Origin of the sequence: Pelagibacterium montanilacus (genome assembly GCF_003992665.1) — a bacterium.
Lineage (GTDB): Bacteria > Pseudomonadota > Alphaproteobacteria > Rhizobiales > Devosiaceae > Pelagibacterium > Pelagibacterium montanilacus.
In genome coordinates, this window is sequence record NZ_RZMX01000051.1 from 261,527 (window position 1) to 276,145 (window position 14,619).

At 67.4% G+C, this 14,619-nt stretch carries 12 protein-coding genes; 9 read left to right on the forward strand and 3 right to left on the reverse strand.

Annotated features, from left to right (window positions below; all coding sequences use genetic code 11):
• Positions 1–44 precede the first annotated feature (44 nt).
• From cobA to cbiB, 4 genes are read left to right on the forward strand one after another with little or no spacing between them, the layout of a single operon-like run.
• Positions 45–860, forward strand: a complete 816-nt coding sequence (cobA, locus tag EO136_RS14790) for a uroporphyrinogen-III C-methyltransferase (protein ID WP_127145205.1) — start codon at positions 45–47, stop codon at positions 858–860.
• On the forward strand, positions 853–2,172 hold the full coding sequence (locus EO136_RS14795) for a cobyrinic acid a,c-diamide synthase CobB (RefSeq protein WP_127145155.1): 1,320 nt from the start codon (positions 853–855) through the stop codon (positions 2,170–2,172). The genes cobA and EO136_RS14795 overlap by 8 nt, the downstream gene beginning before the upstream one ends.
• Positions 2,169–3,641: a cobyric acid synthase gene (locus EO136_RS14800; RefSeq protein ID WP_127145156.1), complete on the forward strand. Its 1,473-nt coding sequence runs from the start codon at positions 2,169–2,171 to the stop codon at positions 3,639–3,641. The genes EO136_RS14795 and EO136_RS14800 overlap by 4 nt, the downstream gene beginning before the upstream one ends.
• Positions 3,638–4,609, forward strand: coding sequence for an adenosylcobinamide-phosphate synthase CbiB (gene cbiB, locus EO136_RS14805; RefSeq protein ID WP_127145157.1), 972 nt, complete (start codon positions 3,638–3,640; stop codon positions 4,607–4,609). The genes EO136_RS14800 and cbiB overlap by 4 nt, the downstream gene beginning before the upstream one ends.
• On the opposite strand, the gene cobU is transcribed toward cbiB, so the two are convergent.
• Positions 4,604–5,134: a bifunctional adenosylcobinamide kinase/adenosylcobinamide-phosphate guanylyltransferase gene (gene cobU, locus EO136_RS14810; RefSeq protein ID WP_127145158.1), complete on the reverse strand. Its 531-nt coding sequence runs from the start codon at positions 5,132–5,134 to the stop codon at positions 4,604–4,606. The genes cbiB and cobU overlap by 6 nt on opposite strands.
• 161 nt (positions 5,135–5,295) lie before the next feature.
• Between cobU and EO136_RS14815 the strand changes: the two genes are divergently transcribed.
• From EO136_RS14815 to edd, 4 genes are read left to right on the forward strand one after another with little or no spacing between them, the layout of a single operon-like run.
• Positions 5,296–6,174 carry a glucosamine kinase nucleotide-binding domain-containing protein gene (locus EO136_RS14815; protein ID WP_164730619.1) on the forward strand — a complete coding sequence of 293 codons (879 nt, stop codon included), beginning with the start codon at positions 5,296–5,298 and terminating at the stop codon, positions 6,172–6,174.
• Between the two features lie 30 nt (positions 6,175–6,204).
• A complete protein-coding gene (gene zwf / locus EO136_RS14820) occupies positions 6,205–7,686 on the forward strand; it encodes a glucose-6-phosphate dehydrogenase (protein WP_127145160.1) in 1,482 nt (493 codons plus the stop codon).
• 38 nt (positions 7,687–7,724) lie between these two features.
• Positions 7,725–8,423 (forward strand): 6-phosphogluconolactonase, encoded by a 699-nt coding sequence (pgl, locus tag EO136_RS14825; RefSeq protein ID WP_127145161.1) that lies wholly within the window; start codon positions 7,725–7,727, stop codon positions 8,421–8,423.
• Positions 8,424–8,471: 48 nt separating this feature from the next.
• The gene (edd, locus tag EO136_RS14830; protein ID WP_127145162.1) at positions 8,472–10,286 is read left to right on the forward strand and encodes a phosphogluconate dehydratase; all 1,815 of its coding nucleotides are present in this window, start codon (positions 8,472–8,474) and stop codon (positions 10,284–10,286) included.
• An 89-nt stretch (positions 10,287–10,375) separates the two neighbouring features.
• Here the strand turns inward: edd and EO136_RS14835 are convergent, their stop codons facing one another.
• Entirely contained in the window at positions 10,376–12,379 is a 2,004-nt protein-coding gene (locus tag EO136_RS14835; protein WP_127145163.1) for a BCCT family transporter, read from the reverse strand.
• 211 nt (positions 12,380–12,590) lie between these two features.
• Here EO136_RS14835 and EO136_RS14840 point away from each other — a divergent pair, with 211 nt between their 5' ends.
• A complete protein-coding gene (locus EO136_RS14840) occupies positions 12,591–13,028 on the forward strand; it encodes a GNAT family N-acetyltransferase (protein ID WP_127145164.1) in 438 nt (145 codons plus the stop codon).
• 6 nt (positions 13,029–13,034) lie between these two features.
• On the opposite strand, the gene mgtE is transcribed toward EO136_RS14840, so the two are convergent.
• The gene (gene mgtE, locus EO136_RS14845; protein ID WP_127145165.1) at positions 13,035–14,372 is read right to left on the reverse strand and encodes a magnesium transporter; all 1,338 of its coding nucleotides are present in this window, start codon (positions 14,370–14,372) and stop codon (positions 13,035–13,037) included.
• Between the last annotated feature and the right edge of the window lie 247 nt (positions 14,373–14,619).

The following is a 14,619-nucleotide window of genomic DNA, read 5'->3' on the forward strand; positions in this document are numbered from 1 at the left end:
ACACGAGCGGCATGGATCACACGCGAGAGCAGGACGCGCGCACAATGGGGCATTTTGCCCGGCTCGACCATGCCGGCCTGCCCGATTTCTCTGCGGGTTCGGTCTGGCTGGTGGGCGCGGGGCCTGGCGCGCCGGGGCTGCTCTCGCTGCTGGCCTATCACGGGCTGGGTCAGGCCGATGTGATCGTCCATGACGCGCTGGTGAGCGAGGCGATTCTGGCCTTTTCCCGCCCGGACGCCGAGATCATCCAAGTGGGCAAGCGCGGCGGCAAGCCGTCCGCAAAACAGGACGACATCACCCTCACCCTCGTCGAAAAGGCGCGAGACGGCAAGCGGGTGCTGCGGCTCAAGGGCGGGGACCCCTTCATGTTCGGACGCGGCGGGGAGGAATGCGCCGCGCTGGTGGAGGCCGCGATCCCCTTTCGGATCGTCCCCGGGATCACCGCGGGGATAGGCGGGCTCGGCTATGCGGGCATTCCGGTGACCCACAGGGACACCAACCACGCAGTGATCTTCCTGACCGGGCACGACGACACCGGAGGTGTGCCGCAGGCGGTCGACTGGGGGGCCATCGCCACCGCGGCCCCGGTGATCGTGATGTATATGGCGATCAAGCATCTGGGCTCGATCGCCGACAAGCTCATGGCCGCCGGGCGTGATCCCTTCGACCCGCTCTCGATCGTCGCCCACGCGACCCTGCCCCATCAGCGGGTGATCGAAACCACGCTGGGGGAAGCGGGGATGCTGCAGGCGACCGGCGCGTTCCCCACCCCCGCCATCGTCGTCCTGGGGCCGGTGAGCGGGTTCCGCGCCTCGCTCGACTGGTATCTCGACACCCTTCGGGAGAACGGCTTTGGCTGAAGCTGCCCGCGGGCTCGTCATCGCGGCCCCCCGCTCGGGTTCGGGCAAGACCACGGTGACGCTGGGGCTGGCGCGCGCGCTGGTGCGCCGGGGGCTCGCGGTGGCCCCCGCTAAGACCGGGCCGGACTATATCGACGCCGCCTTTCTCGCCCGCGCCGCCGGACGGCCCGCCGTCACACTCGATCCCTGGGCCATGGGCGCGGATCGGCTCGGCGCGCTCGCTTCGGTCCATGCGGAGGACGCGGACCTGTTGCTGGTCGAGGGGGTGATGGGGCTCTTCGATGGCGCGGTCAGCGGGACGGGCTCGACCGCCGATCTTGCAGCGGCGCTGGGGCTACCCGTGATCCTCGTCATCGATTGCGACCGGCAGGCCCAGTCGGTCGCCGCGCTCGCGCTGGGCTTCGTGCGGTTCCGGGCTGACGTTGCCGTCGTCGGGGTCGTTCTCAACCGCGTCGCCTCGCCCCGGCACGAGGCGATGCTGCGCGACGCGCTCGACGCGGCGGGCGTCCCCGTCCTCGGCGCGCTCGGCCGGTCCGATGGGCTTGTCGCGCCCTCACGGCATCTGGGGCTGGTCCTGCCCGGGGACATGCCCGATGCCGATCGGTTCCTTGAGAGGGCTGCCGATGCGGTGGGAGCGGGGCTCGATCTCGATGCCGTGCTTGCCTGCGCCGCGCCGGTCCCCCTGACGGGTGCCGGCCGCGCGCCGGCGCCGCTCGCCCCGCTGGGCCAGCACATCGCCATCGCGCGCGATGCGGCCTTTGCCTTTGTTTATCCCCATCTGCTGGCGGGCTGGCAGGCGCAGGGCGCAACGCTGTCCTTTTTCTCGCCCCTTGCCGACGAGGCGCCCGGGGAAGGGGCCGATGCCGTGTTTCTTCCCGGGGGCTATCCCGAACTGCACGGGCGGACACTCGGCGCGGCCCGGGGCTTTGCCGCCGGACTGGCCGCGGCGCGCGACCGGGGGGGGCTGATCTATGGGGAGTGCGGCGGGTTCATGGTGCTGGGTCAATCGCTCACCGATCGCGAGGGCGCCACCCACAAGATGACCGGCCTCCTCCCGGTCTCGACCCGGATCGACCGGCCCCGGCGTGTTCTGGGCTACCGGACGTTGACCCATGCGTCCCCGCTGCCCTGGCCGGGCGCGCTCAGGGGCCATGAATTCCATTATTCGAGCGCCGATGCTCCGGACTTGCCGCCTCTCTTTGTGGCCGAAGACGCCGGGGGCGCGCCGCGCGGCTCCATGGGCGTGATCCTCGGGCGGGTGATGGGCTCGTATGCCCATGTGATCGACGCGGCCCAGGGCGTGGCCCCATGACCGCCCGCGCGCTCATGGTGATGGGCACGGGCTCGGACGTCGGCAAATCGCTCGTCGTGGCCGGGCTCTGCCGTGCCTTTGCCAATCGCGGACTGCGCGTTGCGCCCTTCAAGCCCCAGAACATGTCCAACAATGCCGCGGTGACAGCCGATGGCGGGGAGATCGGACGGGCGCAGGCGCTTCAGGCCCGCGCCGCACGCCGGGACTGCGTCACAGCGATGAACCCGGTGCTGCTCAAGCCCGAGCACGAGACCGGATCGCAAATCGTGGTGCGCGGGCAGCGCCGCGCGACCCTTTCGGCGCGCGCCTATTTCGCCATGCGCGGCACGCTGATGCCCGAGGTGCTGGCGGCGTTTTCCGAACTTGCAGCCGACAGCGACCTGGTGCTGGTCGAAGGCGCGGGCAGCGCCTCGGAAGTCAATCTGAGGGAGGGGGATCTGGCCAATTTCGGCTTCGCCCAGGCCGCCGGCGTGCCGGTGCTGCTGGTGGGCGATATCCACCGGGGCGGGGTGATCGCGGCATTGGTGGGCACATTCGCCGTGATCGCCCCCGATGACGCGGCGCTGATTGCCGCGACCCTCGTGAACAAATTCCACGGCGACCCCTCGCTCTTTGATGCGGGCCGCGCGCTGATCGCCGAGCGTACCGGGCGCCCTGCCTTCGGGCCCCTGCCCCATTTTCCCGATGCGGGCCGGCTGCCGGCCGAGGACGTGCTGGCGCTCGATGCGGCGCAAGCCCCGGGCGGCGAGTTCGTGATCGCCGTGCCGCGCCTGCCGCGCATCGCCAATTTCGACGATCTCGATCCCCTGCGCGCCGAACCCGGCGTAACCGTCAGGATCGTCCCGCCCGGCCAGCCGCTGCCGCGCGATGCGCGGCTCGTCGTTGTGCCCGGTTCCAAATCCACCCGGGCCGATCTCGATGCCCTGCGGGCCCAGGGCTGGGATATCGATATTGCCGCCCATGTGCGGGCCGGCGGCCATGTGCTGGGGATTTGCGGGGGTTACCAGATGCTGGGCAAGACCATAGCCGACCCCGAGGGGATCGAAGGGCGGCCCGGAACCTCCCCGGGCCTCGGGCTGCTCGACGTGGACACGATTCTGGGGCCCCACAAGCAGCTCCGGACCGAGGCGGCGGTGCACGCGGGCTCGGGCCATTTGGTTTCAGGCTATCACATTCATATGGGCGAGACCTTCGGCCCCGATGCGGACCGGCCCTTCGCCCATGTGGACGGCGCGCCCGAAGGGGCCACGGCGTCCCAATTCCGGATCGCGGGCACTTATCTGCATGGGGTGTTCGCAGCCGACGGCTTCCGCCGGGCTTTCCTCGAGACGCTCGGGGCCCGCACCGATCCGACGCTCGACTATGAGGCGGGGGTGGATGCGGTGCTCGATCGGCTCGCCGCCCATATGGAAGCCCATCTCGATCTCGACGCAATCCTCGCGCTGGCGCGGATTCCGGAGCCCAGATGAGCCTTCTGGTCGCTCTTGCAGCCCTGGGTCTGGAGCGGCTCGCGGGGTATCCGCCGGCGCTGGTGCGCGCCATCGGCCATCCGGTGATCTGGATCGGCTGGCTGATCGGGGCGGGCGAGAAAGCCTACAACAACGCGGACTGGAGCTTTGAAGACAGGCGGTTCGCCGGCGCGCTGGTTCTGGCCGGCGTTCTGGCGGTGGTCCTCGTCGTCACCCTCCCGCTCACGCTCGCCCTGCGGGCGCTGCCCTGGGGCTGGGCGCTCGAGGCGGTGCTGGCCTCTTCGCTGCTGGCGCAAAAGGAACTTTGGGCGGCCGTCGGACGGGTGGGGCGCGGGCTGGAAACCTCTCTTGATGCAGGACGACACGCGGTCTCCCAGATCGTTGGCCGGGACACCACCGAGCTCGACGGGCCCGAAATCTCGCGCGCGGCCATCGAAACGCTGGCGGAAAACACCTCCGACGGGGTGATCGCGCCGCTCCTATACCTTGCCCTCCTGGGACTGCCCGGGATCGCGCTCTACAAAGCGATCAACACAGCCGATTCCATGGTCGGGTACCGATCGGACCGCTATCTCGCCTTTGGCTGGGCCTCGGCCCGGACCGACGATTTCGTCAATTTCCTGCCCGCACGGCTGACCGCGCTCCTGTTCGCGCTGGCCGCAGCGCTCGATCGGTCGGCCTCGGGACGCGCGGCCTGGCGGACCGCCCGGCGCGATGCGGGCAAGCACGCGTCCCCCAATGCCGGCTGGCCCGAAGCGGCGATGGCCGGAGCGCTGGGGTTGTCGCTTGGTGGCCCGCGCGCCTATGGGGGCCGGGTTCTCGATCTGCCGACGATGGGGGACGGGCGGCGCTCGCTCGGACCGTCCGACATCGTGGCCGCGCTCGGGCTCTACCGCACCGCGCTCTGGCTGACGCTGGGGGCGATGGCCCTTGTGACGGCCGGCTGGTTTGCGTCGAGCCTGCTATAGGTCCGGGAGCCGTCCCTTGACCGCCATGGGCAGGCCCGCGACCACAAAGCACACATGGGGGCAGATTTCCGCAAGCCGCTGATGGGCAGAGCCGGCGAGGTCGCGGAAGGTGCGCGCCAGCGCGTTGTCGGGCACGATCCCCAACCCCACCTCGTTGGAGACGAGAATCACCCGCGTGGTTTCGATCGCCTCGAGGGTTTCGGCAAGGTTCTCGATCTCGTCGGCTACGTCGCGTTCCATGCTCAGGAGATTGGTGATCCAGAGCGTGAGGCAGTCCACGAGAATCACGTCGTGGGCCTGTGCGGCGGCAAACAGCGTCTCGCACAGCTCGAGAGGCTCCTCGATGGTGGCGAACCGGCCCTCCCTCGTGCGCTGATGGGCCGCGACACGCTCGGCCATCTCGTCATCGAGCGCCTCGGCGGTCGCGAGATAGGCGGGCGATCTGGACCCGCGGGTCGCCACGCGTTCGGCAAAGGCGGTCTTTCCCGACCGCGCCCCGCCCAGTATCAGGATATGCTCGCTCAAGGCCCCGCCCCTTGTTGCTAAAGATCAGCGACTGCGCCGGGCCTCGGGCAACGCCCGCTGCACGGCCCGGTTCCGGCCCGGCCCGCCGCCACATTTGAATTTGACCCTATAAGACTTTTGTCTTAGGCCCTGTTGGCGAGTTGCGCTCCGGAGTTGCGATCTTGACCAAATATCTGCTCGGCGTCGATGGGGGCGGCACCAATTGCCGCGTCAGACTGGCCGATAGGGATCTGCGAAGCCTGGGGGAAGCCCGGGGCGGGCGATCCAACCTCCAGCTTGACGGGGGCGAGCCGGCCTACCGCTCGATCATGGACGGGGCACGGGACGCCTTTGCCCAGGCCGGCATCGATTTTTCCCACGCGAGCCAGACCACCGCGTGCTTCGGAATGGCCGGCGCGCGCCTGCCCTCGGCCCGCGAAGCCTTTGCGGCGCGGCAATGGCCGTTCGCGTCCCTTGCGGTCCACGACGACATCGATATCGCGCGGGCCGGCGCCCATGAGGGTGAGGACGGCGCGGTGATCATCGTGGGCACCGGGTCGGCCGGCATGGCGCTGGTCGAGGGCCGGCGCTACCAGGTCGGGGGCTGGGGCTTTCACGCGGGCGACCAGATGTCGGGCGCCATTCTCGGGCGCGAGCTCGTGCGCCATGCAGTCGAGGCCGAGGACGGACTGGTGCCCGCCTCCCCGCTCACACGGGCAGTGATCGAGAGGCTGGGGGGTGATCTCAACGCCGTGATGGCCTGGAGCTTCGACAACCGGCAGCCGGCGGACTACGGTGCGCTCATGCCGATGTTCATCGAGCATTTCGAAAACGCAGACCCGGTCGCCGCTCAGCTCATGGAAATCGAGCTTGGCTATATCGACCGCTATGTGGATTACTTCAAACGGTGCGGAGCGGAAAAGCTCGCCGTGGTCGGCGGATTTGGCCAGAGGCTCATGGGCCTGCTCGAGATCCGCTATGGCGCCTATGTCTGCCTGCCCCGATCCGAACCCCTGCACGGCGCGCTCATCCTCGCCCGTCACAACGCCAGCGCAGCCTGAGTGCGCAACGCGAGCCGGAGACCTTTTCAATTGTCCAGTCGCATCATTCCCGTCCAGCCCTTCGATTATGTGGTGTTCGGCGCCACCGGCGATCTCACCAAGCGCAAGCTGATCCCGGCGCTCTACCACCGGTTCCGTGACGGCCAGTTCGACGAACGCTCCCGGATCATCGGGGTGTCGCGCACCGAATTGTCCGACGAGGATTTCCGCGGCCTCGCGCGCGATGCGGTCGGCGAATTCGTCAAGCCCGACTACCGCGACGAGGGCGTGATCGAGCGGTTCGTCTCGTGCTTCTCCTATATCGCCAACGATGTGGGCGACCGCGACGGCTGGGCCGAGCTCGAGGCCAGCCTGCGCCAGGATCCCGAGATCGTGCGCGCCTTCTATCTGGCCGTCGCCCCGAACCTGTTCGGCCCGATCTGCTCTTATCTCGACGAGAAGGGCTATTGGCGGCGCGACGCCCGGGTCGTGGTGGAAAAGCCGCTGGGCACCGATCTCACCTCCTCGATCGAGATCAACGACGCGATCTCGGACGTCTTTGCCGAGGATCAGGTCTACCGGATCGATCATTACCTCGGCAAGGAAACGGTTCAGAACCTCCTGGCCCTGCGGTTTGGCAACATCCTGTTCGAGCCCATCTGGGACGCGGCCCATATCGATCACGTCCAGATCACGGTGTCGGAAGACGTGGGCGCGGGCACGCGCGGCTATTACGACGAATCGGGCGCGCTGCGCGACATGGTCCAGAACCATCTGATGCAGCTTTTGTGCCTCGTGGCCATGGAGCCCCCGGCCTCGGACGACGCCAACGCCCTGCGCGACGAAAAGCTCAAGGTGCTGCGCTCGCTCAAGCCCATCACCGGGGAAATGGTTTCGAAATGCACGGTGCGCGGCCAGTATCGCGGCGGCGCGGTCAATGGCGGGTCGGTGCCCAGCTACCAGGATGAATTGCCCGAGGACAAGAAGGGCTCGCGCACCGAGACCTTCGTTGCCATCAAGGCGGAAGTGGAGAACTGGCGCTGGTCGGGGGTACCTTTTTACCTGCGCACCGGCAAGCGGCTGGCGAGCCGGGTCTCGGAAATCGTCATCCAGTTCCGCTCGATCCCCCATTCGATCTTCGATCACGCCGAAGGGGCGCCCCGGCCCAACAGCCTCGTCATCCGGCTTCAGCCCGACGAAGGGGTCAAGCTGTTCCTGATGATCAAGGATCCAGGCCCCGGGGGCATGCGCCTGCGCGAAGTGCCGCTGAACCTCTCGTTCGCGGAAACGTTCACCGAACGCACCCCAGAAGCCTATGAGCGGCTTTTGCTCGACGTGATCCGCGGCAACCAGACCCTCTTCATGCGTCGGGACGAGCTCGAGGCCGCCTGGCGCTGGATCGACCCGATCCGGGCGGCGTGGGACGCCTCCTCGGACGCCCCCCAGCCCTACACCTCGGGAACCTGGGGACCCACCGGTTCGGTCGCCCTGATCGAGCGGGACGGGCGCACCTGGCACGAGGCCGACGACTGACCCCGGCCTTGCCCTTTGCCAATGCCAAGGAGAAGACGATGACCATCGAGCGCAATGTTTTCCCCACCCGGGACGAACTGGCCCAGGCCCTGGCCATTTCGGTGGCCGACGATCTGATCGCCGGGATCGAGGAGAACGGGGTTGCGAGCCTCGCGGTCTCGGGTGGTTCGACGCCCGCCGCGTTCTTTGCCGCTCTGGGCGCGCGCGAGGAGATCGACTGGGAGAGCGTCACCGTCACCCTCGTGGACGAGCGCTGGGTGGACGAGACGTCCGAGCGCTCGAACGCCAAACTGGTGCGGGAACGGCTTATGTCCGGCCCCGCTGCCCAAGCGCAGCTGGTCCCGCTCTATTCGGGCGGCGACGCGCCCACCGCCGATGCCGTGGCCAGAACCAACACTGCGCTCTTGGCCCTGCCCGACCGGTTCGATGCCGTCGTTCTGGGCATGGGCGGGGACGGGCACACCGCCTCGTTCTTTCCCGGCGGCGACACGCTGGACGCGGCGCTGTCCGCAAAGGGCCCGCTGGTCGCCATCGAGGCTCCAGGCGCTGGCGAGCCGCGCGTGACGCTGACGCTACCGCGGCTCTTGTCCACCCGTGCACTCTATCTTCACATCGAGGGCGAGGAAAAGGCGAGGGTGCTCGACGCGGCCCTTGCCACCGGCCCTGTCCACGCCATGCCCGTCCGTGCGGTCCTCTCGCAGGGGACGGTCACGGTCCAGCTTTTCTGGTGTCCCTGAGCCCGCTCCCCCGGCCCGGGTGACGCCCCACGCAGCCAGGAGGCGCCAATGAGCATCAAGACCGCCATAAAGGACGTTACCGACCGGATCGCGGCACGGTCCGAACTCAGCCGCCGGGATTATCTCGACCGGCTCGACAAGATGGCCGCCCAGGGCGTGCACCGCACGGCGCTTTCGTGCGGCAACCTCGCCCACGGCTTTGCCGCCTGCGGGCCCTCCGACAAGGCCGCGCTCGCCGGCGACACCGCGCTCAATCTCGGGATCATCACGTCCTACAACGACATGCTCTCGGCCCATCAGCCCTATGAGGACTATCCGGCCCGGATCAAGGCCGCAGCCAAGGAGATCGGGGCCGTCGCCCAGGTCGCGGGCGGAGTGCCCGCCATGTGCGACGGGGTCACCCAGGGCCAGACCGGCATGGACCTCTCGCTGTTTTCCCGTGACGTCATCGCCATGGCCGCTGCGGTCGGGCTCTCGCACAACATGTTCGACGCGGCTGTGTTTCTGGGGATCTGCGACAAGATCGTCCCCGGGCTGGCCATTGCCGCACTGACCTTCGGGCACATCCCGGCCATCTTCGTGCCCGCCGGGCCCATGACGACGGGCCTGCCCAATGACGAGAAATCGCGCATCCGTCAGCTCTTCATGGAAGGCAAGGTGGGGCGCGCCGAACTGCTCGAGGCGGAAAGCAAATCCTATCACGGTCCGGGAACCTGCACGTTCTACGGCACCGCCAATTCCAACCAGATGCTCATGGAGATCATGGGCCTGCACCTGCCGGGCGCCAGCTTCGTCAATCCGGGCACCCCGCTGCGCGATGCGCTGACCCGGGCCGCGACCCATCGCGCCCTTTCGATCACAGCCCAGGGCAATGACTACACCCCGGTCGGCCATGTGGTGGACGAAAAGGCCATCGTGAACGGGCTGGTGGGGCTTTTGGCCACGGGCGGATCGACCAACCACACCATGCACATCATCGCCATCGCCAACGCTGCGGGGCTTCGGGTGACCTGGGACGACATGTCGGCGCTGTCCGACCAGGTGCCGCTGCTCGCCCGGGTCTATCCCAACGGGCTGGCGGACGTGAACCATTTCCACGCCGCGGGCGGCATGGGGTTCCTGATCCGCGAGCTGCTCGATGCGGGCTATCTGCACGACGACGTTTCCACCGTCTGGGGCAAGGGGCTCGAGGCCTATACCCGCGAGGCGCGCTATATCGACGAGACGCTGAGCTTCGAGCCGGCGCCCACCACCAGCGGCAATCCCAAAGTGCTCACCACCGCCGCCGAGCCCTTTGCCAGGACCGGCGGGCTCAAGCTGCTTTCGGGCAACCTCGGCAAGTCGGTCATCAAGATCTCGGCGGTCAAGGCCGAGAACCGGCTGGTGGAGGCGCCCGCACGCATCTTCCACACCCAGCAGGGCCTGATCGACGCCTTCAAGGCGGGCGAGCTGACCTCCGATTTCATTGCCGTGGTGCGCTTCCAGGGGCCGCGGGCCGTGGGCATGCCCGAGTTGCACAAGCTCACCCCGACCCTTGGCATCCTGCAGGATCGCGGGCTCAAGGTGGCGCTGGTCACCGACGGGCGCATGTCGGGGGCCTCGGGCAAGGTGCCCGCGGCCATCCACATGACCCCAGAGGCCGCCGATGGCGGGCCGATCTCCAAGATCCGGGAGGGCGACATGCTCCGGCTCGATGCCGAGGCCGGCACCCTCACTTTCCTGGGCGACGAGCACGCTTTCCTCGCACGCACGCCGGCGACGGAAAATCTCGAGCACGAGCATTTCGGCATGGGCCGGGAATTGTTCGCCGGCTTCCGCAGGTTGGTGGGCACCGCCGACAGGGGCGCCAGCGTCTTTGCCTGACGCGCCCCGGCGCGCATCAAGCGACCTGAAAAAGGCCCGGCATCTTCACCACGCCGGGCCTTTTTCTGTGTTCCCCATCCGCAGCTCTGTCAGGCGCTCGGTTCGGCCGCGTGTTCGGGAGCAGCCGACACAAGCCGCGCCTCGGGGGACTGCACCAGCATCAGATAGCGCTCGAACTGGACCAGAACGTCGGCAATGAGCTGGTCACGGGTCATGCCCATCACGTCATAGCCCCGGCTGCCGTCCGAGAAGTACGTCCGGGCTTCGTGCCGGTTCTCCGGACGCGCCGCCTCAAAGGCCGTATAGGCCGCGAGCGGAGAGGTGGCCGGCATGACGCCATAGATGAAGTCGCGCACCCCATCGGCCGGAGCGGTCAGCACCACACCGCCGGTTTCCCCGGCGGTGGCCACGCTTGCCTGCCGGCCACGCGTGGAGAGCTCGGCCGCCACCTGTTCGAGGGCCGCCCTGGCCTCCTTGTCGATGAAGCCCAAGACTTCCCTGTCGCTGGGGGCGTGCAGCATCAGGGCCAGGCGCCGCTGCCAGGTGAGGCCCGACGCGGGCTGGGCCGGCGCGGCGATACCGGCCGCGGCGGCCTGCTGCTGCTGGGCGATATCGGCCCGCATGCCCACAAACAGCGCCCAGACGAGCACCAGCATCACGATCGAGAACGGCAGGGCGCTGGCGATCGTCGCCGCCTGCAGCGCCCCGAGCCCGCCGGCCAGCAGGAGCCCGCCGGCCACCACGCCTTCGCCCGCGCACCAGAAGACGCGCTGGCCCGTGGTAGTGTTGGTCTCCCCGCCCGAGGCGATAGTGTCCACGACCAGCGAACCGGAATCCGAGGAGGTGATGAAGAACACCGCCACGAGGATGACCGCGAGGGTCGAGGTGACTGCCGGCATGGGCAGGTAGGTGAAGAACTGGAAAAGCCCCACCGAGACGTCGTTGAGCACCGCCTCGGTCAGCGCACCTTCGGCCACGCCGGTGTCGATGAAAAAGGCGGTGTTGCCGAACACGGTCATCCAGAAGAAGGTGAAGCCGGCGGGGATGAACAGCACCGCGGTGATGAATTCGCGCACGGTGCGGCCACGGGAAATCCGGGCGATGAACATGCCCACGAAGGGCGACCAGGAAATCCACCAGGCCCAGTAGAACAGGGTCCAGCCGTCGACCCAGGGCGTGGGCTCATAGGCGTAGATATTGAACGTGCGCAGGACGAGCTGGTCGAGATAGAGCCCGATGTTCTGGACAAAGCTACGGAAGAGGTCGGCAGTGGGACCTACAACCAGGACGAAGACCATCAGCAGGATGGCGACCACGAGATTGGATTCCGAGAGGATGCGGATGCCCTTGTCGAGCCCGGTCACCACCGACACCGTCGCGAGCGCGGTTATGACGGCGATCAGGCCGATCTGGATCATTGGGGTGACCGGCAGGCCGACCAGATAGTTCAAGCCCGCATTGATCTGGGCGACGCCCAGACCCAGCGAGGTGGCGATGCCGAACATGGTGCCGACGATGGCGAAAATGTCCACCGCGTGGCCGATGGGGCCGTTGATCCGGTGCTTGAGCAGCGGATAGAGCCCGGACCGGATGGTGAGCGGCAGGTTGTAGCGATAGCCGAAATAGGCCAGCGACAGGCCAACCACCGCGTAGATGGCCCAGGCGTGAATACCCCAGTGAAAGAAGGTCACGCTCATGGATTCGCGCATCGCAGCGATCGTGCCCGGCTCCGCGGTGGGGGGCAGCGCGAAATGGGTGATGGGCTCGCCCACCGCATAAAACATCAGCCCGATGCCCATGCCGGCGGCAAAGAGCATGGCGATCCAGCTCACATAGCCGAAATCGGGGGTCGAATCATCGGGCCCGAGCTTGAGCCGCCCGAACCGGCCGAGCGAGAACAGAAGCACCGAGGCGAGGAAGATCCCGACCACGAGCAGGTAGAACCAGCCGAAATTGACCAGAATGCCCAACTGGATGCCAGAGAAAATGGCCTCAGAGCGGTCCGGAAACACCAGCCCTATCAGAAGAAACAAAGTTATGATGGCCACCGACGTGTAGAACACCGGCGGGTTGATGACGAATGGCTTGAACACGTTGCCCCCATGGGTAGGTCGATTGACGCGTCCACAGGGCTCCCGCCAGCAGGTTCCGGCACATCCATCTCCCGCTGCCCCCAATGGCGCACGCGCGGGCATGGTCACAGGAAATCGGGGTGCGGGTCAAATCGGACCGCTGCTCCTGTGGACACAGGGCGCGCCGGCTGACAGAAATCGGGCCATTGATCTTTCCTGTCGAGTCCCGCCCATGTCCAGCCCATCGCCCGTCTTCCTGCCGGTTCCGCTCTTCTCCCCGCTTTGCAACCTGGGCTTTGCCCTGAGGCGGGAAGTGTTCGTTCTCGAGCAGGGCGTGCCCGCCGAGATCGAGCACGACGCCGATGATTTTACCGCGACCCACATCATCGGTATCGACGAGGGGGCGGTCGTGGGGGTGCTGCGCATTCTCTGGAAGCCCGAACACGCCAAGTTCGGACGCGTCGCGGTCGCGGCTTCCCATCGCGGCCAGGGGGTTGGGGCGGGACTGATCGGGCACGCGCTGGAGCACGCCCGGGCCGCCGGCCAGCCGCGCGGCTACCTCGAATCCCAGGCCGACAAGACGGGCTTTTACGCCCGTCTCGGCTTTGTCGCCTATGGCGAGCAGTTCATGGACGCGGGCATACCGCACCTGAGGATGAAGAATTACTGAGCGCGCTCAGAACAGCACGGCGCGGGCGATCGAGAAATAGATCATCACCCCCACGATGTCGCAGATCGAGGTCACCAGCGGTCCACTGGCGGTCGCGGGATCGAGCTTGACCCGGGTCAGGATGAACGGCAGCGTCATCCCGATCAGGGCGCCGGCCAGAACGATCACGATCATGGCGCTGGCTACGACTGCGGCGATGTCGGTTCCGCCGCGCCAGAGCCCGATCCCCCAAATGGCGACCGACATGGTCAGCCCCAGCAGGATCGCAACCAGGGTTTCCCGGCCCAGCATTCGGCCCCAGTCGCGCATCCGGACGTCGCCGGTGGCGATGGCGCGCACCATCAGGGTCGCCGATTGCGCGCCGGCATTGCCGCCCGATGCGATCAGCAGCGGCAGGAAGAACAAGAGCGCCAGATGGACCGAAATCGTGTCCTCGAAATGCGCGATTCCCGCGCCAGAAAAGATGTTGCCGAACACCAGCAGCACGAGCCAGAACACCCGGGCGCGATAGAGCGAGAAGATGCGCGCCTGCTTGACGCTTTCGCCCAGCCCGCGCACCGAGCCCGATTTGTGGAAATCCTCGGTTGCTTCCTGGGTGATGACGTCGAGCGCGTCGTCATGGGTGACGATGCCCACGATCCGATTGTCGGCATCGATCACCGGCAGGGCCAGACGGTCGTAGCGGGCGATCTTGGCGGCCACTTCCTCCTGGTCCTCGTCCACGCGCACGGCCAGCGTGTTGCGCTCCATCATCTTTTCGATGCGGGTGGAGGGCGACACGAGAATGAGGTCCTGGAGGCGCACCGAGCCCACCAGCCTGCGATCGGGGTCGATCACATAGGCGCGGTAGATGGTTTCCTTGTCCGGCGCCTCGAGCCGGAGCTTGTCGAGCGCTTGGCGGGCGGTGATCTCGGGGGTCAGCACCGCATAGTCCGAGGTCATGATCGAGCCTGCGGTGCCTTCCTCGTAGGAGGCAAGCCGCCGGATGTCCTCGCGCTCGGCCTGGGCGAGGGCGGGCAGGAGCGCTTCCTGCTCCTCTTCGGACAGCGCGTTGAAAAGATCGGCGCGGTCGTCGGAATCCATTTCGGTGATGATGGCGGCCAGCCGGGCACGGGGCGCGGACTTGGCGAGCTCGACCTGCAGGTCGCGGTCGAGATAGCCCAGCACCTCGGCCTGGCGGGGCAGGTCGATCAGGTCGAGGACCTTCCAGTCGATCTCGGCCTCGTTCTCCCTGAGGAAGGCGGCGATATCGGCGGCGTGCTGGTTTGCAAGAAACTCGCGGGTCAGCACCGTGTCGGGAGCGGCGCCGGCCTTGAGGTCGTGGGCAAGATTGTCGAACGTCATTGTTTGCCTCGGTTTCCGCCGTCTCGTGGGGCGGCGTCCGAGACAAAGCCGTCGGCAGGGATCAGCCCCGCAGGCTCCGCCCGGCGCCCGCGATCGAGGCGGCACCAGTTAACGTGTTGCTACGACTGGACGGGTCGTCCATTGCGGAAAATGCCTGTGCTGTTTCGGATTGCCGGCGGGACGAGCGCTCGCCGACGGAAGTGGTTATGACCCAGCCCGACGTCACAATCAAGCCGCAGGATCAAAG

Bases quoted from the DNA above. Each gene is read 5' to 3' on its own strand.
- mgtE (WP_127145165.1), bottom strand. From the start codon at position 14,372: ATGACGTTCGACAATCTTGCCCACGACCTCAAGGCCGGCGCCGCTCCC.
- EO136_RS14840 (WP_127145164.1), top strand. From the start codon at position 12,591: ATGTCCAGCCCATCGCCCGTCTTCCTGCCGGTTCCGCTCTTCTCCCCG.
- pgl (WP_127145161.1), top strand. From the start codon at position 7,725: ATGACCATCGAGCGCAATGTTTTCCCCACCCGGGACGAACTGGCCCAG.
- cbiB (WP_127145157.1), top strand. From the start codon at position 3,638: ATGAGCCTTCTGGTCGCTCTTGCAGCCCTGGGTCTGGAGCGGCTCGCG.
- cobA (WP_127145205.1), top strand. From the start codon at position 45: ATGGGGCATTTTGCCCGGCTCGACCATGCCGGCCTGCCCGATTTCTCT.
- EO136_RS14800 (WP_127145156.1), top strand. From the start codon at position 2,169: ATGACCGCCCGCGCGCTCATGGTGATGGGCACGGGCTCGGACGTCGGC.
- edd (WP_127145162.1), top strand. From the start codon at position 8,472: ATGAGCATCAAGACCGCCATAAAGGACGTTACCGACCGGATCGCGGCA.